The sequence below is a fragment of the Enterobacter sp. MGH 38 genome, from assembly GCF_000492855.1.
GTDB lineage: Bacteria > Pseudomonadota > Gammaproteobacteria > Enterobacterales > Enterobacteriaceae > Enterobacter > Enterobacter hormaechei_C.
This window is the reverse complement of the sequence record NZ_KI535607.1, coordinates 1,078,308-1,096,875: the sequence shown is the minus strand read 5'-3', so window position 1 is coordinate 1,096,875 and position 18,568 is coordinate 1,078,308. Positions and strand designations below refer to the sequence as shown.

18 protein-coding genes are annotated in these 18,568 nt (G+C 59.2%); 7 read left to right on the top strand and 11 right to left on the bottom strand.

What is annotated here, in order from left to right; translation table 11 throughout:
* The first annotated feature begins 163 nt into the window (after window positions 1-163).
* Entirely contained in the window at window positions 164-1,000 is an 837-nt protein-coding gene (gene fdhD / locus L384_RS15705; protein ID WP_003861964.1) for a formate dehydrogenase accessory sulfurtransferase FdhD, read from the top strand.
* Between the two features lie 114 nt (window positions 1,001-1,114).
* Window positions 1,115-1,327 (top strand): YdgH/BhsA/McbA family protein, encoded by a 213-nt coding sequence (locus L384_RS15710; protein ID WP_003861966.1) that lies wholly within the window; start codon window positions 1,115-1,117, stop codon window positions 1,325-1,327.
* 39 nt (window positions 1,328-1,366) lie between these two features.
* Here the strand turns inward: L384_RS15710 and L384_RS15715 are convergent, their stop codons facing one another.
* Entirely contained in the window at window positions 1,367-1,690 is a 324-nt protein-coding gene (locus L384_RS15715) for an AzlD domain-containing protein (RefSeq protein ID WP_003861969.1), read from the bottom strand.
* On the bottom strand, window positions 1,690-2,349 hold the full coding sequence (locus tag L384_RS15720; protein WP_022652076.1) for an AzlC family ABC transporter permease: 660 nt from the start codon (window positions 2,347-2,349) through the stop codon (window positions 1,690-1,692). Before L384_RS15720 ends, L384_RS15715 begins: the two co-directional genes overlap by 1 nt.
* Window positions 2,350-2,452: 103 nt before the next feature.
* Here L384_RS15720 and L384_RS15725 point away from each other — a divergent pair, with 103 nt between their 5' ends.
* The 4 genes from L384_RS15725 (at window position 2,453) to L384_RS15740 (ending at window position 7,565) form a co-directional block, all read left to right on the top strand.
* Window positions 2,453-3,001: a helix-turn-helix domain-containing protein gene (locus L384_RS15725; protein WP_003861973.1), complete on the top strand. Its 549-nt coding sequence runs from the start codon at window positions 2,453-2,455 to the stop codon at window positions 2,999-3,001.
* 17 nt (window positions 3,002-3,018) lie between these two features.
* The gene (locus L384_RS15730; protein ID WP_023323894.1) at window positions 3,019-4,014 is read left to right on the top strand and encodes a substrate-binding domain-containing protein; all 996 of its coding nucleotides are present in this window, start codon (window positions 3,019-3,021) and stop codon (window positions 4,012-4,014) included.
* 105 nt (window positions 4,015-4,119) lie between these two features.
* Entirely contained in the window at window positions 4,120-6,243 is a 2,124-nt protein-coding gene (locus L384_RS15735; protein ID WP_023323893.1) for an alpha-galactosidase, read from the top strand.
* Window positions 6,244-6,287: 44 nt separating this feature from the next.
* On the top strand, window positions 6,288-7,565 hold the full coding sequence (locus tag L384_RS15740; RefSeq protein WP_003861977.1) for an MFS transporter: 1,278 nt from the start codon (window positions 6,288-6,290) through the stop codon (window positions 7,563-7,565).
* Here L384_RS15740 and rhaM read toward each other — a convergent pair.
* The 9 genes from rhaM to rhaB all read right to left on the bottom strand — a co-directional run bounded on the left by rhaM (window position 7,553) and on the right by rhaB (window position 17,415).
* The gene (rhaM, locus tag L384_RS15745) at window positions 7,553-7,867 is read right to left on the bottom strand and encodes an L-rhamnose mutarotase (RefSeq protein WP_023323892.1); all 315 of its coding nucleotides are present in this window, start codon (window positions 7,865-7,867) and stop codon (window positions 7,553-7,555) included. The two genes, L384_RS15740 and rhaM, sit on opposite strands and share 13 nt — an antisense overlap.
* Entirely contained in the window at window positions 7,864-9,012 is a 1,149-nt protein-coding gene (gene fucO, locus L384_RS15750) for a lactaldehyde reductase (RefSeq protein ID WP_023323891.1), read from the bottom strand. The genes rhaM and fucO overlap by 4 nt, the downstream gene beginning before the upstream one ends.
* Window positions 9,013-9,109: 97 nt before the next feature.
* Complete coding sequence (locus L384_RS15755) at window positions 9,110-10,114, bottom strand: ABC transporter permease (RefSeq protein WP_032627978.1); 1,005 nt, start codon at window positions 10,112-10,114, stop codon at window positions 9,110-9,112.
* Window positions 10,111-11,115, bottom strand: a complete 1,005-nt coding sequence (locus L384_RS15760; RefSeq protein WP_023315047.1) for an ABC transporter permease — start codon at window positions 11,113-11,115, stop codon at window positions 10,111-10,113. The genes L384_RS15755 and L384_RS15760 overlap by 4 nt, the downstream gene beginning before the upstream one ends.
* Window positions 11,116-12,618 (bottom strand): sugar ABC transporter ATP-binding protein, encoded by a 1,503-nt coding sequence (locus tag L384_RS15765; RefSeq protein WP_023315046.1) that lies wholly within the window; start codon window positions 12,616-12,618, stop codon window positions 11,116-11,118.
* A 75-nt stretch (window positions 12,619-12,693) separates the two neighbouring features.
* Window positions 12,694-13,680: a rhamnose ABC transporter substrate-binding protein gene (gene rhaS, locus L384_RS15770; RefSeq protein WP_003861987.1), complete on the bottom strand. Its 987-nt coding sequence runs from the start codon at window positions 13,678-13,680 to the stop codon at window positions 12,694-12,696.
* Between the two features lie 82 nt (window positions 13,681-13,762).
* Window positions 13,763-14,593, bottom strand: coding sequence for a rhamnulose-1-phosphate aldolase (rhaD, locus tag L384_RS15775; protein ID WP_003861989.1), 831 nt, complete (start codon window positions 14,591-14,593; stop codon window positions 13,763-13,765).
* Between the two features lie 96 nt (window positions 14,594-14,689).
* Entirely contained in the window at window positions 14,690-15,949 is a 1,260-nt protein-coding gene (gene rhaA, locus L384_RS15780; protein ID WP_003861990.1) for an L-rhamnose isomerase, read from the bottom strand.
* Window positions 15,946-17,415: a rhamnulokinase gene (rhaB, locus tag L384_RS15785; RefSeq protein ID WP_022652069.1), complete on the bottom strand. Its 1,470-nt coding sequence runs from the start codon at window positions 17,413-17,415 to the stop codon at window positions 15,946-15,948. The genes rhaA and rhaB overlap by 4 nt, the downstream gene beginning before the upstream one ends.
* A gap of 301 nt (window positions 17,416-17,716) precedes the next feature.
* On the opposite strand from rhaB, the gene rhaS (L384_RS15790) reads away from it, so the two are divergent.
* Window positions 17,717-18,553 carry an HTH-type transcriptional activator RhaS gene (rhaS, locus tag L384_RS15790; RefSeq protein WP_022652068.1) on the top strand — a complete coding sequence of 279 codons (837 nt, stop codon included), beginning with the start codon at window positions 17,717-17,719 and terminating at the stop codon, window positions 18,551-18,553.
* Window positions 18,554-18,568: the final 15 nt, after the last annotated feature.

Below are 18,568 nucleotides of genomic sequence, written 5' to 3'. Positions count from 1 at the left end.
ATTTTACCCTGTGCATGTTAAAGAGGTGTAGCAGGTGATCGGTTGCACCCCTCCGTATTGAGTAGGAGAATGGTTGCTGAAAAGTTGATCCATACTATGCGTAAGGCCTGCCGTTTGTGTTGCAATAGCAGGCTCACTTCCGTGGTTGTTCAGGAATACCGTTGTGTCTAAACAAAACCGTGTTGCCCACGCGTCGCCACTGCCTGCGGGTATTGTGGAACTGTCGGTACACAGACCGCCTCACATTTCACATGCCACGCCGGATTTTCTGGCGGAAGAGGTCCCCGTTGCCCTGGTTTACAACGGTATTTCGCATGTGGTGATGATGGCCTCGCCGAAAGATCTGGAGCTGTTCGCCATAGGTTTTTCCCTCTCGGAAGGCATCATTGCGCATCCGCAGGAGATCTACGGCATGGATGTGGTTCATGCCTGTAATGGTCTTGAAGTGCAAATCGAACTCTCCAGCCGCCGCTTTATGGGGCTGAAAGAGCGCCGCCGGGCGCTGGCCGGACGTACCGGCTGCGGCGTGTGCGGCGTTGAACAGCTTAACGATATCGGCAAACCCATTATCCCGCTGCCGTTCACCCAGACGTTCAATCTGGCGCACCTTGATCGGGCGCTTGAGCACCTGAACGACGTGCAACCCATCGGTCAGCTCAGCGGCTGTACCCACGCGGCGGCATGGATATTGCCGTCAGGCAACATTGCCGGCGGTCATGAAGATGTGGGCCGCCACGTCGCGCTGGATAAGCTGTTAGGTCGCCGCGCTCGGGAAAGCAACGTCTGGCAGCAGGGCGCGGCGTTAGTCTCCAGCCGCGCCAGCTATGAGATGGTGCAAAAGTCCGCCATGTGCGGCGTGGAAATTCTGTTTGCGGTGTCAGCGGCAACCACGCTGGCGGTGGAAGTGGCGGAGCGCTGCAACCTGACGCTGGTGGGGTTCTGCAAGCCGGGTAGAGCAACTATTTACACCCATCCGCAGCGATTGATAGTTGATCAGTAATTTTGAATGAGTATAGCAAATCCTTCCGCTTTTAGTTGTTCATGATGAGGTCTAATATTTATCTCATCAAGGCACGGCGCCTTATCTAAACAACTTAACGAAAGGGTTTATCTCATGAAAAGCATCAAAACTTTTGTCGCAGTAATCGCTCTGGCTACCTCTTTTGGTTCTTTCGCTGCGCAGACAGTGACCGCATCCGCCTCTACCCTGGATGGTGCAGAAGCTAAAATCGCTGCACAGGCTCAGGAAGCGGGCGCGTCATCCTACAAAATTACCCAGGCATTCACCGGTAACCGCGTACACATGACCGCTGAACTGAACAAATAATTCCGCTATACCGTCGAAAGAGCGCCCCTGGGGCGCTTTTTAGTTTATGCCTGCCAGACGCAGCAGTGCGGTCACCACCGCCGCCGCGACGATCACCACAATTAACGGCATTTTGCGCCAGGCCAGAAACACCGCGAACCCCACGCCCAGCACACGTGCCATCCCGGCAAAATGGTCCCCTTCATAAAACGTTGTCGCCAGCGCGACGGAGAACAGCAAAACGGTAGCCGCGTCTGAAAGCAGCGCCTGCGACCGTTCTGAAAGCGCCAGCCGGTTGCCAAGCTTCGCTCCGCCAAGACGCATCAGATAGGTTCCGGCAGAAAGAATGGCGATGCCGAGAATAAAGACCGTCATGTTTTCCATTATTTTTTCCTCGCGGCAAGGCCGAGCAAAGAGAGCAGTACCGGCAGACCCACCGGCGCAAACGGTACGGCGGCCAGCGACAACACTGCGCCGCTACAGGCGCGGATCAGCGTGGTACGGTTTTTAAATGCCGGCACCACTAACGCCAGCAGGATCGCCGGGAACACCGCGTCCAGCCCGATGGTTTCCGGGTCTGGCAGCAGCTTGCCGACCATCGCCCCCAGTACCGCCCCCAGCGGCCAGATAATTGCCACGCCCAGGCCGCACAGCCAGTAGGCCGCTTTACGCTGCTCGGCGGTTTTTTGCGAAAGGCCGAACACCACGCTTTCATCGTTCATAATATGACAGCCCAGAAAGCTCAGGCCGCGCTTGCCCACCAGGTCACGCACCGTTACGCCGAACGGCACATGGCGCGCGTTTACCAGTAAACCGGCCGCGGCCGCTGCCAGCGGATTGCCGCCGCTCGCCACGATGCCAATAAACATAAACTCGGATGCGCCTGCCAGCACCGTGAGGGAGAGGACAAACGGCACCCACAGCGGGAAACCGTAGGCCATCGCCAGTGAGCCATAAGACATGCCGACTACGCCCACCGCGAGGCAGACCAGGACGATCGCTTTTATCGTGTCGCCTTTCAGACAGGAGAGGTGTTTCTTCATACCATTTTAGCCATATCGAACGTATTTCCATTATAATGAACGCATCAAAACCGTTTTACAAGGCGAACGATTCGTTCGTTATAGAGAGAAAGAGGCCGTTTTTATGACGCAGCCAATCAGCGTGATCGCCAAAAGCCTGGTACGAGAACGCCTGCGAACCGGGCTCTCACTGGCGGAAATTGCCCGCCGTGCCGGGATCGCCAAATCCACGCTTTCACAACTGGAGTCTGGCAACGGCAATCCTAGCCTGGAAACGCTGTGGTCGCTTTGCGTGGCGCTGGATATTCCGTTTGCCCGGTTACTGGAGCCGCAGCAACCCGTCACGCAGGTGATCCGCCGCGGCGAGGGCACAAAAGTCGTCGCCGGGCAGGCGAACTACGAGGCGATTTTGCTCGCGGCGTGTCCGCCGGGCGCGCGTCGTGATATCTATCTGCTGCTGACTCAGCCGGGGGCAGACCGTATTTCCCAGCCCCATCCGCCTGGTTCGGTTGAGCATATTATCGTGACCCAGGGGCGGGCGATGGTCGGTCTGATCGACGCGGCGGAAGAACTCGGCCCGGGAGATTACATTTGCTACCCCGCTGACCAGCCGCATATCTTTAAGGCGCTGGAGCCCGATACGCACGCGCTGCTGGTGGCGGAACAAAACTAAAGAAGATACGGAAAATCATGTCGCTTAAAGCCATTGCCAAAGAACTGGGGCTGTCTGTTACCACCGTCAGCCGCGCCCTCAACGGATATGACGACGTTTCTGCTGAGACGCGCGCCCGCGTGGAAGCGGAGGCCCAGCGCCGTGGCTACCGACCAAATACCTTTGCCCGTCGCCTGAAGATGGGCAAAATCGACGCCGTCGGGCTGGTATTTCCGGTGCATCCTGTTCCGCTCAATAACAGCGTTTTTATGGACATGGTCGGCGAAATTAGCCACGAACTGGCGCGACATGAGATTGACCTGCTGCTCATCGCTGACGACGATCTGGTGGACAAACACAGCTATATGCGCATGGTGCAGAGCCGACGCGTGGATGCGCTGATAGTGGCGCATACGCTGGATCACGATCCGCGTCTTGAGCAGCTTCAGGCCGCCGGGTTTCCGTTCCTGGCGCTCGGCCGCAGCCAGCTCCCGCAGCCGTACGCGTGGTTCGATTTCGACAACTATGCCGGTACGTATCAGGCCACCCGCTGGCTGATCGAGAAAGGCCATCAGCGCATTGCGCTGCTGGGCGAAAGCAACAACCAGGCATTCATCACCCAGCGCCGCCAGGGCTACCTGGACGCGCTGCGGGAAGCCGGACTTTCCAGCGAATGGCTGCGCGCCATGCCTCCTTCGCGCCGCGTGGGTTATGCCACCACGCAAGAACTTCTCTCCCTGCCGCAGCCGCCCACGGCCATCATTACCGACTGCAACACCCACGGCGACGGCGCAGCGATGGCCCTGGCGCAGATGGGACGCTTAACCGGTGAAAATGCCGTCTCGCTGGTGGTCTATGACGGCTTACCGCAGGACAGCATTGTCGATATCGACGTCGCGGCGGTGATCCAGTCTACCCGTCAGGGCGTCGGGAAACAGATTGCCGATATGGTGCGCCAGTTGATTAACGGCGACGACATTGACACTCTTCAGGTGCTCTGGCAGCCAGAATTCTCCCCAGGCCAGACGGCCTAATCACACGAAAAATTCCAAACCCGATCACAGATCCGAAACGTTTTGGTTTGTATCCGAAACGTTTCGGATCAAAACTCAGGACATCCCGATGACAGGAGATGTCCGATGCAAGATGCCATTTTTCGACTTGAAAGCAATACGGTTGACGTGGTGCTAAAAACTCACCCGTTCGCCGAAATTCTCTACTGGGGGCCGCACCTTCAGCACTTCTCGCCGCAGGATGTCCTGAGTATTGCGCGCCCGGTTGCTAACGGCAGGCTGGACGTCGACTCCCCCGTCACGCTGATGGCAGAGCTGGGGCATGGGCTGTTTGGCTCGCCGGGCATCGAGGGGCATCGCCAGGGGCTGGACGGATCGCCGGTATTTAAAACCACGCAGGTGCAGCAGGCGTTAAACGCCCTGACAATCACTGCTGAAGACGAGCATGCAGGCTTGCGCCTGACCAGTGAAATAACGCTGGATGCCAGCGGCGTACTGGTGGTGCGCCATGGGTTAACCAACCTGAAAACGCTGGCGTGGCAGGTGGATCGCTTTGCCGTGACGCTGCCGGTGGCCGAACGCGCGCAGGAGGTGATGGCCTTCCACGGACGATGGATCAGGGAGTTTCAGCCGCACCGCGTTACGCTTGAGCACGACAGCTTCGTGATTGAAAACCGCCGGGGTAAAACCTCCCACGAACATTTCCCGGCACTGATTTCAGGTACGCCGTCATTCAGTGAAATGCACGGCCACGTCTGGGGTGTGCATCTGGGCTGGAGCGGCAACCACCGCCTGCGCGCAGAGGCGAAAACCGATGGCCGCCGCTATATGCAGGCCGAAGCGCTCTACCTGCCGGGTGAAATGGCGATTGAAGAGGGGGAAACGCTCTGGACGCCGCGCCTGTATGCCAGCCACTCCCCGCACGGGCTGAACGGCATGAGCCAGCAGTTCCACCGCTACCTGCGCGATAACGTTATCCGCTTCCCGGAAGATAAACCGCGCCCGGTGCATCTCAACACCTGGGAGGGGATCTACTTCGACCACGATCCGGACTACATCATGCGCATGGCCGACGAGGCCGCAGCGCTGGGCGTGGAGCGCTTTATCATTGACGACGGCTGGTTCAAAGGCCGCAACGACGACCACGCCGCGCTGGGCGACTGGTATCTGGACGAGAAAAAATACCCGAACGGCCTTAAGCCGGTAATCGATCACGTTAAACAGCTCGGCATGGAGTTTGGTATCTGGGTTGAGCCGGAGATGATTAACCCGGATTCCGATCTGTACCGCGCGCACCCTGACTGGGTGCTGGCGCTGCCGGGCTACGCCCAGGCGACCGGGCGACATCAGCTGGTGCTCAATCTTAATATTCCGCAGGCCTTTGATTATCTGGTCGAGCGCATGAGTTGGCTGCTGGGCGAACACGCGGTCGACTACGTGAAATGGGACATGAACCGCGAGCTGGTGCAGCCAGGGCACAAGGGCAAAGCCGCCGCCGATGCCCAGACGCGCCAGTTTTATCGCCTGCTGGACGTGCTGGGCGAGCGTTTCCCGCACATTGAGTTTGAATCCTGCTCCTCCGGCGGCGGGCGAATCGATTATGAAGTGCTGACCCGCTGCCACCGCTTCTGGGCGTCCGACAATAACGACGCGCTGGAGCGCAACACTATCCAGCGCGGCATGAGCTACTTCTTCCCGCCGGAGGTGATGGGGGCGCATATCGGTCATCATAAGTGTCACGCTACCTTCCGCCAGCACAGCATTCAGTTCCGCGGGCTGACGGCGCTGTTTGGTCACATGGGGCTGGAGCTGGATCCGCTCACCGTCGACGCGCAGGAGCGTGAAGGCTATCGACATTACGCCGCGCTGTATAAGCGGTGGCGCGAGGTCATTCATCACGGCACCCAGTGGCGCGTGGATATGCCGGACGCCACCACCCTGGCGCAGGGTATAGTGAGCGAAGACAAGACGCAGGGGCTGTTTTTGGTCAGCCAGCTCGCGATGCCGGATTACACCCTGATGATGCCGCTGCGCATGCCGGGGTTAGACGCCAGCGCGCAGTACCGCATCACGCTGCTCGATCACCCGAACATTCAGATTACGGGCGAGGGCGGGCACACCATGCGCAAGCTGCCGGCGTGGATGGACGCGCCGCAAACGGTAAGCGGTGAATGGCTGATGCAGGCGGGTATTGCGCTGCCGATTCTGGATCCGGAAACCACCATTCTGATTGGTGTGGAACGCGTGTAAGGGTGACGGGCCGGGCAACCGGCCCTCCGTTGAGGATAAAAATAATGAACACAACAACCTGTACCCACAAAGACAACCCTAACTTCTGGATCTTCGGGCTGTTCTTCTTTCTCTACTTCTTCATCATGGCCACCTGTTTTCCGTTCCTGCCGATCTGGCTGTCGGACATCATCGGCCTGAACAAAACCCATACGGGGATTGTTTTCTCCTGCATCTCGCTGTCGGCCATTGCCTTCCAGCCGGTGCTGGGGGTCATTTCGGACAAGCTGGGGCTGAAAAAACATTTGCTTTGGATCATTTCGGTGCTGCTGTTCCTGTTCGCGCCGTTCTTCCTGTACGTCTTCGCCCCGCTGCTGAAAACCAATATCTGGCTGGGGGCGCTGAGCGGTGGGTTGTATATCGGCTTTGTCTTCTCAGCGGGTTCGGGGGCGATTGAGGCCTACATTGAACGCGTGAGCCGCAACAGCTTTTTTGAGTACGGCAAGGCGCGCATGTTCGGCTGTCTCGGCTGGGGGCTGTGCGCCTCAACGGGCGGCATCCTGTTCGGCATCGATCCGTCGTATGTTTTCTGGATGGGATCGGCGGCGGCGCTGTTGCTGATGCTGCTGCTGGTGGTCGCGAAACCGAAGCCCAACCAGACGGCGCAGGTCATGAACGCCCTGGGCGCGAACCAGCGGCAGATCACTGCTAAAACCGTGTTCAACCTGTTCCGCCAGCGCAGAATGTGGATGTTCATCCTGTACGTGATTGGCGTGGCCTGCGTATATGACGTCTTCGACCAGCAGTTTGCTACCTTCTTCAAAACCTTCTTCGCCACGCCGCAGGAGGGGACCCGCGCCTTTGGTTTCGCCACCACAGCGGGGGAAATCTGTAACGCGATCATCATGTTCTGCTCGCCGTGGATCATTAACCGCATCGGTGCGAAAAACACGCTGCTGATTGCCGGGGTGATCATGGCGACGCGCATTATCGGATCGTCGTTTGCCACCACCGCCGTGGAGGTGATTGCCCTGAAGATGCTGCACGCGCTGGAAGTCCCGTTCCTGCTGGTGGGGGCATTCAAGTACATCACCGGGGTGTTTGATACGCGCCTGTCGGCCACCATCTACCTGATTGGCTTCCAGTTTGCCAAACAGTCGGCGGCGATCTTCCTCTCCGCCTTTGCCGGAAATATGTATGACCGGGTCGGCTTCCAGGAGACGTATCTGATACTGGGCTGTTTCGTGCTGGCGATCACGGTGGTGTCGGCGTTTACGCTGAGTGGCAGGCGGGAGATTGCTGCTACCGCTGGGGCAGCAGCGTTAACACATCAGTCCAGGTAAAACACCTCGTTCAGCGCCGCACTCACCGGGCTGTTGTCAGGGTTAGACGGCATAACGTCAACCATATGTTTCCACCAGCGCTGGCAGACGTCGGTATTCGCTACCGCGTTCCAGCGCTCCTCCGATTCAATCTCCACGGTTGCAAACAGCAGGTTGCGGGCTTTGTCGAGGTAAATGGCGTAGTGGTGCGCACCGTGGGCTTTCAGTACCGCCTCCAGCTCAGGCCAGATCGGGTTGTGGCGACGTGCGTACTCCTCGTGCGCGTCCGGGTTTACCTGCATCACAAACGCTTTGCGGATCATAAAGCCTCCAGGTACAGCTCGCGGACCTCATCGCGGCTGGCGGTGCGCGGGTTACACGGCGCGCACGGGTCGGCGAGAGCTTTATCCAGCCAGCCTTCAATATCGGCTTTGGTCACGCCGAGCTGGCTAAATCCGGACGGAATGCCGACCCGGGCGCTCAGGTCGCGAATCGCCTGAATGGCTGACATGCTGGCCGCTTCATCGCTCATGCCGCGCGTGTCAACGCCCATCGCCTGCGCCACGCGGGCAAATCGGGCAACCGCGTTCGGGCGGTTAAAGTTTTCGATGATCGGCAGCAGAATGGCGTTGCACACGCCGTGCGGCAGGTTGTGCGTCGCGCCCGGCTGGTGCGCCAGGGCATGCACCAGCCCCAGACCGGCGCTGTTAAACGCCATGCCCGCCAGATACTGACCAAAGGCCATCTGCTCGCGCGCTTCCAGGTTGTGACCGTCGTCGACCGCTTTCGGCAGCCAGAGGTTGATCAGGCGAATCGCCTCCAGCGCGTTGGCATCGGTCAGCGGGTGCGCGCCGACGGACACGTAAGCTTCAATGGCGTGGGTCAAGGCATCCATGCCGGTTGCGGCGGTCACGGAGGCCGGAATTTCAAGCATCACGCTGGCATCGTCCACGGCGATATCCGGGATGATGTTCGGGTCGATAATCACCTCTTTCACCTGTCGTGCGGCGTCAATGATCACCGCGTTGCTGGTCATCTCCGCTGCCGTGCCTGCGGTGGTGTTGATCGCCACCAGCGGCACGCCCGCGTTTTTCACCTTGCCGACGCCAGAGTAATCGGTTGACGGACCGGGGTTGGCGGTGAGGATTTTGATTGCCTTGGCGGTATCAATCGGGCTGCCGCCGCCAAAGGCAATCAGGTAATCACACTCCGCATCCTGATATGCCGCATAGCCTTTTTGCACCAGCGCTTCCGTCGGATTCGGGAATACCTCATCGAACAGGTGATACGACATCTGATGGGCGTCGAGCGCGGAAAACAAACTGTCGAGCAGGCCCAGCTTCACCAGCTGACCGTCGGTGACAATCAGCGCTTTTCCCCACTGTTTGTTTGCCACCAGATTGACCATATCGCCGATCGCGCCCGCGCCGTGCAGGCTGATTTTGGGGAGTGCCAACATAAAGCTCATGATAATTCTCCTTAATTACTGTGAATTTTATGCCCGGCGGCGCTGCGCTTGCGCGGGCCTACGGTTAAGCAGGCCGGGTAAACGCAGTGCCACCCGGCTATGAGATCCGTCTTCGCTGCATAATCCGGCGGGTAATAATCGGCAGCGAAATCACCACGATCAGCATCGCGCCGATAATCACCGACATCACAATGCCGGGCACGTTGAGCAGGCTCAGGCCGAAGGTCACCAGCCCCATCAGGAAGGCGGCGATAATCACGCCCACCATGCTGCCGGACCCACCGAGAATATTGACGCCGCCGAGCACCGCCATCGTCACCACCGCCAGCTCCCAGCCCATCGCGATGGTCGGACGGGTGCTGCCCAGACGCGAGGTGAGCAGCACCGACGCCAGGCCGGACATCAGCCCCACCAGCGCGAAGAGGATCAGGTTGTGGCGCTTCACGTTGATGCCGGAGTACCACGCGCCGGTCGGGTTGTTGCCGATGGCGTAGGTGCGGCGGCCAAAGTTGGTACGGTGCAGCACAAAGGCAAACAGAGCGGCCAGCACGATAAACAGCGCGAACTCAAACGACAATGCGCCCCAGACGTAGCCCTGGCCGAACCAGGCAAAGCTCTCCGGGTAGCTGTTCAGCGCCTGGTCCCCGAGCAGGATGTAGGTGATCCCGCGGTACAGGCTCATTGTGCCGATGGTGATGACGATGGACGACAGGTTAAAGCGCGTCACCAGAATGCCGTTGAACAACCCGCACAGTAGCCCGACGCCTAATCCCACGCACACCAGCAGTGGCGTATCGACGCCCGCCGCCGCGTAAAAGCCCATCACCGTGGAGCTGAGCGCGATGGTGGAGGCCACCGACAGGTCAATTTCCCGGGCGATAATCAGCATCGCCATCGGCAACACAATGATCGCTTTTTCCGTGAAGTTGAACGTCGCGTCGGAGAGGTTCCAGATATTGAGGAAGTAGGGCGAGGCAAGCGCGTTCACCACAAACACCGCCAGCGTCACCGCCAGCAGGAAGCCCTCCCAGCACAGCAGACGCTGGAAGATGCCCGGCGCAGAAGTGGGTTTGAACTCTTCAGATGTCATCATTTTACTCATGGTTTCACCGCCAGTTTCTGACGTGCCAGCGCCGCGTCGCGCAGGATCAGCCTGCCTTTGCGCTTGTTGCCGCGCTCGTTCAGCAGCACAGCGATGACAATGACCGAGCCGGAAATCGCCATCTGCCAGAACGGGGAGACGCCGATCACCGGCAGGGCGTTGTTGATGACGCCAAGGAACAGCGCCCCGAACAGACAGCCGAGCACGCGGCCTGTGCCGCCCATGGTGCTGATCCCGCCAATCACGCAGGCTGCCACCACCTGCAATTCAAAACCGTTAGCGACGTCAACATACGCAACGGCAAAGCGCGATATCCACAGGTAGCCGCAGAACCCGGCCAGCAGACCGGAAAGGCAGAAGCTGATGAACTGCATTTTCCCGGCGTTGATCCCGGTGTAGTACGCTGCCGTGGCGTTCCCGCCTGCGGTGTAGAGCGCCCGTCCGGTGCGGCTGTAGCGCAGGAAGTAGCCCACCAGCAGCAGTACGGCGATGGCGCACCAGCTCAGCACCGGCAGGCCCAGCACTGACGCACGCGGCAGGCCGAGGAAGTCTGCACCCATCTGGTTGGAGTTCACCCAGCCGCCGCCGGAGAGCAAAAAGATCATTCCGCGGTAGATGCTCATGGTGCCGAGTGTTACCACAATCGCCGGAATGCCCAGCTTCCACACAAGCAGGCCGTTTATCGCGCCCATCAGTAGCCCAAGCGCGCTGGCGAGGATCAGCAGCGCCCAGACGGGCACGTCCGGGTAATGGAAGTTAATCAGGGCGACAATCATCCCGGTCAGGGCCAGATTGGCCGCCATCGACAGGTCGATGCCTTTAGTGAGCAGCACCAGCATCTGCCCGAGCGCGAGGACGATCAGAATGGCGGTGTCGTTAAACATCTCCACCAGGTTGCCCGGCGCGATAAACGATGGCACGCGGCTGCCAATGGCGACGATCATCAGGATAATCACCGCGCCCAGCAGGGCTTCGCGGTGTTTTAAGAGTGAGCTAAGCATTTATGCCGCCTCCTGTTTTGCACCGCTGGCGGCGCTGACGATGGTTTCCGCCGTCGCGTCTCCCGCCTGGTATTCGGCCACCATCAGCCCCTCGTGCATGACGATAATGCGATCCGCCATGCCCATCACTTCCGGTAGTTCGGACGAGACCATAATCACCGCCAGCCCCTGACTGACCAGCTCGGACATAAACTGATGAACGGCTGCCTTTGAGCCGATATCGATGCCTTTTGTTGGCTCATCGAGGATGATCACGTCAGGGTGCGTCGCCAGCCATTTGCCGATCACCACCTTTTGCTGGTTGCCGCCAGAGAGGGTCTCCACCGCCTGCTTCCAGCTGAAGGCTTTCACTTGCAGGCGTTTGGCGTACTCGTTCGCCAGTTTCCATTCACGGTCGTCATGCAGCACGCCGTTCGGATTGAGCGTGCTAAGCTGAGGCAGGCTGATGTTCTGGGCAATCGGCAGGGCGATAATCGCCCCCTGTTTCTGCCTTTCTTCCGGCACGCAGACAATACCGGCTTTGATCGCATCCGCAGGCTGGCGGAAGCGCCGGGGCTGTCCGTTGAGGATAATTTCCCCGGACGATGGCCGCGTGACGCCGGAAAGCGCCTGCATCAATTCGGTACGCCCGGCACCCACCAGCCCGTAAAAGCCGAGGATTTCCCCTTTACGCAGGGAGAACGAGATATGCGCAAACTCGGTCGGATGGCAGAGGTTTTTCACCTCCAGCACCGTCTCGCCTTTTTCGCAGTCGATTTTCGGGAAGGTTTGGGTAATGGCGCGCCCGACCATCATCGACACCATCCGCTCCTCGGTGATCTCATTTATTGCCCCTGCACCGACGAACACGCCGTCGCGCAAAATGGTGTAGTGATCGGCCAGCTCAAAAATCTCGTCGAACTTGTGGGAGATAAACAGGATGGCTTTTCCCTCCTGCTTTAAGCGCTCCACAATCTGGTAAAACTCGAGGATTTCATGCTGCGACAACGCCGCCGTGGGTTCGTCGAGGATCACCACCTGCGCCTCAAACGACAGCGCGCGGGCAATCGCCACCATGTGACGCTGGGCGATGCTTAGGGTTTTCAGCGTTGCGCGCGGGTCGATTTGCACCTCAAGGCGGGCGAGAATAGCCTGCGCCCGGCGGTGCATTTCCGGCCAGTCGAGCTTTTTCAGGAAGCCTTTGTGAAGGTACTGACCAACAAAGATATTTTCGGTGACCGAGAGTTCATCAAACAGGACGGTTTCCTGGTGTATGGCGGTGATACCCATTTTATGCGCCGACTCCGGCGTTGGAAGGTGAACGGGGATCGCCTTGTAGAGAATTTCGCCCTCGTCGGGCTGGTATATGCCGGTCATCACTTTGACCAGCGTCGACTTGCCCGCGCCGTTTTCGCCGATAAGCGCCGTCACTTTGCCGGGCCACAGCGCAAGCTGCACGTTCTCAAGAGCACGTACGCCGGGGAACACCTTGGTGATGCCAGAAAGCTGTAGCAATGGGGTCATGATAGTTCTCCGTTTGGTTCACCCTCACCCCGACCCTCTCCCTTTGGGAGAGGGCTAGGGTGAGGGGGGAAAGGATCAAAAGATTTTCGAGAACTTATCAATATTGCTGGCATCGTAGACGAACGGCTCGGCCATCGCGCCGTTGCCGTCCGCATCCAGCTTCACTTTGCCCAGTTTGCCCATGCTGGCCTCACCTTTCGTGGCCGTGCCTTTCACCAGATCGTCCGCTAAGTAAGTCGCGGCATAGCCCAGGTCAATCGGGTTCCAGATGGCAAAGCTCTTGCTCGCGCCGGATTTCACCGCGCCCGCCATCTCAGACGGCAGGCCTAAACCGGTGACGTACACTTTGCCAATCTTGCCCTGGTCCTTCACCGCCTGCGCGGCAGCCACAATGCCCACGGACGACGGCGAGACGATGACTTTCAGCTCCGGGTAGGTTTTCAGCAGGCCGACCGCTTCGCGGTAGCTTTTGTCAGAGAGATCGTCTCCGTAGGCCACGGTCACCAGATTGACGGACGGGTACTTCGGCAGCACCTTTTTCATCTCCGCAATCCAGGTGTTCTGGTTGGTGGAGGTTGGCGTGGCGCTCAGCACCGCTACTTCGCCCTTCTCCACGTTCAGCGCTTTCAGGGCATCGGCGGCGAGCTTGACGTTGGTTTCGCCAATCAGGGCGTTATTGGACGGGTTGAGATGGATCTGACGCCCGGCTTTCGCCACCCCGGAATCCCACGACACAACCTTAATGCCGCGCTGCATCGCTTTTTTCAGCACCGGCACGACGGCGTCCGGATCGTTCGCGGAAATTGCGATCGCATCCACGCCCTGGGCGATCAGCCCGTTCAGCACCTCGATCTGCGCTTCCGCCGTGGTGGTGGTCGGGCCGGTATAAATCACTTTTACATCGCCTAACTCTTTGGCCGCCTCCTGCGCGCCGACGTTCGCTGCCTCGAAGAATCCATTCCCTAAGGACTTCGCCACCAGGGCGATTTTCACTTCTGCTAAAGCGGAACCGGACAACGCCAGAGCGGCAACGGTGAGGATCAAGCTTGCTTTTATTTTCATTGCTTTTACTCCACTGACTTGAGTTAGTTGTAGGGATTGCAGGTGGTTTTCGCCCCGTCTCGGTGAGCGGGGCGCGATGTTGTTATTGGTACAGATCTAACGCCGACTGCATCGGGGTGACGCCAAAGCGTTTGCCCAGGGCAATCAGCTCTTCCCGGGTGATGGTCTGCTTCATGCCGCCCATGGAATAGACCTTCACCAGCACCTCCGCGGATTTCTCGGCGGTGTCGATCAGGCCGAAGGTTTCATCCAGTGTCGGGCCGCTGCCGAAGACGCCGTGGAACGGCCACAGCACCAGTGAGTGCTTCTGCATGTCCGTCGCGGTCGCCTGGCCGATTTCGTCGGTACCCGGCACCATCCACGGCAGAATGCCGACGCCGTCCGGGAACACCACCAGACACTCGGTGCTGCCTTCCCACAGTTTGCGGGTGAAGAAATCAGAATTATTTTCCAGCACGTAGGTCAGGGCGATCAGGTTGGTGGCGTGGCAGTGCATGATTACGCGGTCCTTGCCATTGGTCGCCTTGATGCGCTCGCAGTGGGAGAGGAAGTGCGCCGGCAGTTCGGATGTGGGTACCGCGTCGTCCGTCAGTCCCCAGAGAATGTGGTAACCCGCGCCGTCGCTGTCCACCTTCACCACGCCGAGGTTGGCTTCCGGGTCCAGCTGTACGTTGCGGAAAAACTTCCCGGAACCGGTGACGATAAACGGCGTGTTGGCGAGCAGCGGCATCGGCTGGCTCAGGGCGATATAGCGCGGCTTCTGGTGGAAATCGGAGGCAAATGGCTCGATATCCGCGTCGTCCAGGCGTAGCGTCAGGTTGCCGCCGTTGCGCTCATCCCAGCCCTTCAGCCAGGCGTCGGAGGTGGCTTTGATCATGCCCTGGACGAACCAGGAGGTGGTGATGGTCTGCATACTGTAGTTCCTTTGAAAATGCCGGGTGGCGTTACGCTTACCCGGCCTGGTCTTATCTGTAGGCCCGGCAAGCAACGCGCCGCCGGGCGATGTTTTTTACTGACGAGCGGCAAGAACCTCTTTCTCATACGCCCGCACGTTATCCAGCCACTGGCTGCCCGCAGGTGCATCGTGACGCTGGCAGTACATCTCCCACACCGCCTGCCACGGCAGGGATTTCTGCTCTTCCAGCAGCGCCAGGCGCGCGGTGTAGTCGCCGTTTTCTTCCAGCTGTTTCAGGGCGGCGACAGGCTCCAGCAGCGCGCGCAGCAGGGCTTTCTTCATGTTACGGGTGCCGATAACCCACGCCGCGATGCGGTTGATGGAGGCGTCGAAGAAGTCGAGGCCGATATGTACGCGGTCAAAGAGGTTGTGGCGGATGATTTCGCTGGCAATGGCCTGGGTTTCGTCATCCAGCAGCACCACGTGGTCGCTGTCCCAGCGCACCGGGCGGCTGACGTGCAGCAGCAGGCGCGGCACGTAGAGCATGGCGGCGGAGATCTTGTCGGAGATGACTTCCGTTGGGTGGAAGTGGCCGGCATCCAGGCACAGCGCGGTCTGGCGGCTGGTGGCATAACCCATGTAGAACTCGTTTGAGCCCACGGTGTAGCTCTCTGCGCCAATGCCGAACAGCTTGCTCTCGACGGCGTCGATGTGGTGCGCCGGGTCCAGCTTCTCGCTGATGGCTTCATCCAGCGCGGCCAGCAGGCGCTGACGCGGGGCCAGTCGGTCTACGGTGATGTCCTTCATGCCGTCCGGGATCCAGATATTCATTACCGATGGCGTGCCAAGCTGCTCGCCAAAATAAGCCGAGACGCGGCGGCTGGCTTTGACATGGTCGATCCAGAACTGGCGGATTTCATCGTTGGCATGCGCAAGGGTAAACCCGTCCGCGCTCAGCGGGTGCGAGAAGCAGGACGGGTTAAAATCCAGACCCAGCCGGTTGGCTTTCGCCCACGCCACCCAGTTCGTAAAGTGTTCCGGTTTGATTTCGTTACGCGCGACCGGCTCATCGGATTCGAGATAAATGGCGTGCAGGTTCAGGCGCTTTGGCCCGGGGATCAGGCTCAGCGCCAGCTCCAGATCCGCACGCAGTTCGGTGGCGTTGCGCGCTTTGCCAGGATAGTTACCCGTGGCCTGAATACCCCCCGTCAGGGAACCGCCCGGGTTCTCGAAACCGGCGACATCATCACCCTGCCAGCAGTGCATGGAGACGGGCAGACGATCGAGCTGGCGCAGCGCCTCTTCGACATCCACGCCGACGGCGGCGAAACGCTGTTTAGCCAGGTCCCAGGCTTGTTCAAGTTGAGTGGTCATGCGCAAAGCTCCTTAGTCAGTCGTTTTTGCTGAAACTGCGCCCGGTAGCGGGCAATTTCATGGCAGGGATGGGGGGTGAAGGTGGTCAGGCTGTTATTCGCCGTCACCACCGAACGGAAATCGTCGACGTTGGACAGTTCGTCCAGGGTCATCAGCTGAATGCCGATATTGCCGAGCGTGGAGGCTTCAATCGGACCTGCCACCACGGTAATGCCGCATGCATCCGCGCAGAGCTGGTTCAGCAGTTGGTTCTGGCAGCCGCCGCCCACGATATGCAGTTGTGTGAACGGTTTGCCGCGAAGGTCAGCCAGCTCGCTCAGGATGTCGGCATACAGCAGGGCGAGACTGTCAAAAATGCAGCGTGCCAGCTCGGCGGGGCGGGAAGGTACCGGCTGCCCCGCTTCAAAACAGGCGGCCTGGATTTCGGCGCTCATGTGCGCCGGGTTGATAAAGCGGTCATCGTTCGGGTTAATCAGGAAGGTACAGGCCTTCAGCGTTTCGGTTTCGGCGATAAGCTCGGGCAGGTCGGTGATGTTCTGCTCTTTCAGCACCCGCTGGAGCAGCCACAGGCCCATGATGTTCTTCAGCACCCGGTAGCGCCCTTCGGCACCGCCTTCGTTGGTGATGTTCGCGGCCAGCGCGGCATCGCTGGTGTAGGGCGTTTTGCTCTCAAAGCCCATCAGCGACCAGGTGCCGGATGAGAGGTAGGCCGCATCTTTGCCGGCGAGCGGCGAGGCAATGACCGCGCTCGCGGTGTCGTGGCTGGCGACGGCGACAACGGGGATTTTATTCCCCTGCGGGCAAAGCCAGTGGCCGATCACATTGCCCGGATGGGTTGGCGCGCCAAACCAGGACGGCGAGGCGCCCGTCCAGGCCAGCAGATGTTCATCCCAGTTATCGGTGTTGATGTTGACCAACTGCGTGGTGGTGGCGTTGGTGTATTCCCAGTTCATGTTGCCGGTCAGACGGTAGCTTAAGTAGTCCGGGATCAGCAGCGCATGCGCCACCTTTTCGACCAGCTCTGGCTGTTGCTCAACCAGCGCGCGCAGCTGATACAGCGTGTTAAACGGCAGAAACTGAATGCCGCTGCGACCATAGATGTTCTCCTTGCCAAGCTGGGCGATGGCGTGCGCCATTAGCCCATCGGTGCGGCTGTCGCGGTAGGAGACGGGCAGGCCGACGCGTTCGCCGTGACGGTCCAGCAGTACGTAATCCACACCCCAGGTATCAATGCCGATACTGTCGATGCGAATACCGTCTTCGCAGACGTTGTGAAGTCCGGTGCGGATCTCTGCTTCCAGGGCGTCGATATCCCAGGTAACAAAACCGTCCTGTTTTTGCAGACAATTGGCGAAACGGTGCATTTCGCGAAGCGTAAGGGTGTGCAGGTCGCAGTCCCAGGTGGCGAGCATTACACGGCCGCTGGATGCGCCTAAATCGACAGCCACACAATGGCGAAAAGTCATGGTCGGGTCCTTTCTTAAGTCATTAGCGAGGAGTGTAAGAAAGGGAAGAAATAGCCACCTTCTCGCCACTGACAGCCCAAATCTCGCGCTGGCAAGAAAGCAAAGATGAACGTGAGGGAGTTCACAGTTTCCAGTAATGGCGGGGTTTGCAGGCAGTGTGACGCTGACCGCATTTCCCGATCTTTCCGCCTGTTTCTTGAAAAACCGACAGCTTTTGCGCGGTTTGCTGTCAAAAATTTAAGGTGAGCGTGAAAGGCCTTAATTACTATTTTGAGAACTTTTCTCATTGGTGGGGGCCGTTATGACCGTACTGCACAGCGTCGATTTTTTTCCTACGGGGGCTTCGCCGGTCGCGATTGAGCCACGGCTGCCTCAGGCTGCGTTCCCGGAGCATCATCATGATTTTCATGAAATTGTGATTGTTGAGCACGGAACGGGCATCCACGTGTTTAACGGTCAGCCGTATACCATCAGCGGCGGTACGGTATGCTTCGTGCGCGATCACGACAGGCACCTGTATGAACATACCGACAACCTGTGCCTGACCAATGTGCTCTATCGTTCTCCGGATGCGTTCCAGTTTCTTTCCGGGCTGAATCAGCTGTTGCCGCAGGAGAAGGACGGCCATTATCCGTCGCACTGGCGGGTGAATCAGTCCACGTTGCAGCAGGTGCGTCAGCTGGTGAGCCAGATGGAGCAGAGCGAGGATGGACAGGAGACGCACGCCATTGCTACCCGCGAGCTGCTGTTTATGCAGCTGCTGGTGCTGCTGCGGCGCAGCAGCCTGGTGGAAGGGCTGGAAAATAACGACGCGCGCCTGAATCAGCTGATGGCATGGCTGGAAGATCATTTCGCCGAAGATGTCTGCTGGGAAACGCTGGCGGATGACTTTTCGCTCTCGCTGCGCACGCTGCATCGTCAGCTCAAGCAGCATACCGGCCTGACGCCGCAGCGTTACCTTAACCGTCTGCGCCTGATCAAAGCGCGTCACCTTTTACGTCATACCGACGAAAGCGTCACCGATATCGCCTATCGCTGCGGTTTCGGCGACAGTAACCACTTTTCGACGCTGTTTCGCCGGGAGTTTAGCTGGTCGCCGCGCGATATTCGTCAGGGGAAAGACGCGTTGCTTCAGTAACGCGAGGGCAGTCAC

Coding starts and splice junctions, on each gene's coding strand:
- L384_RS15710 (WP_003861966.1), top strand. CDS start 1,115: ATGAAAAGCATCAAAACTTTTGTCGCAGTAATCGCTCTGGCTACCTCT.
- L384_RS15715 (WP_003861969.1), bottom strand. CDS start 1,690: ATGGAAAACATGACGGTCTTTATTCTCGGCATCGCCATTCTTTCTGCC.
- L384_RS15720 (WP_022652076.1), bottom strand. CDS start 2,349: ATGAAGAAACACCTCTCCTGTCTGAAAGGCGACACGATAAAAGCGATC.
- L384_RS15725 (WP_003861973.1), top strand. CDS start 2,453: ATGACGCAGCCAATCAGCGTGATCGCCAAAAGCCTGGTACGAGAACGC.
- L384_RS15730 (WP_023323894.1), top strand. CDS start 3,019: ATGTCGCTTAAAGCCATTGCCAAAGAACTGGGGCTGTCTGTTACCACC.
- L384_RS15735 (WP_023323893.1), top strand. CDS start 4,120: ATGCAAGATGCCATTTTTCGACTTGAAAGCAATACGGTTGACGTGGTG.
- L384_RS15740 (WP_003861977.1), top strand. CDS start 6,288: ATGAACACAACAACCTGTACCCACAAAGACAACCCTAACTTCTGGATC.
- rhaM (WP_023323892.1), bottom strand. CDS start 7,867: ATGATCCGCAAAGCGTTTGTGATGCAGGTAAACCCGGACGCGCACGAG.
- fucO (WP_023323891.1), bottom strand. CDS start 9,012: ATGAGCTTTATGTTGGCACTCCCCAAAATCAGCCTGCACGGCGCGGGC.
- L384_RS15755 (WP_032627978.1), bottom strand. CDS start 10,114: ATGAGTAAAATGATGACATCTGAAGAGTTCAAACCCACTTCTGCGCCG.
- L384_RS15760 (WP_023315047.1), bottom strand. CDS start 11,115: ATGCTTAGCTCACTCTTAAAACACCGCGAAGCCCTGCTGGGCGCGGTG.
- L384_RS15765 (WP_023315046.1), bottom strand. CDS start 12,618: ATGACCCCATTGCTACAGCTTTCTGGCATCACCAAGGTGTTCCCCGGC.
- rhaS (WP_003861987.1), bottom strand. CDS start 13,680: ATGAAAATAAAAGCAAGCTTGATCCTCACCGTTGCCGCTCTGGCGTTG.
- rhaD (WP_003861989.1), bottom strand. CDS start 14,593: ATGCAGACCATCACCACCTCCTGGTTCGTCCAGGGCATGATCAAAGCC.
- rhaA (WP_003861990.1), bottom strand. CDS start 15,949: ATGACCACTCAACTTGAACAAGCCTGGGACCTGGCTAAACAGCGTTTC.
- rhaB (WP_022652069.1), bottom strand. CDS start 17,415: ATGACTTTTCGCCATTGTGTGGCTGTCGATTTAGGCGCATCCAGCGGC.
- rhaS (WP_022652068.1), top strand. CDS start 17,717: ATGACCGTACTGCACAGCGTCGATTTTTTTCCTACGGGGGCTTCGCCG.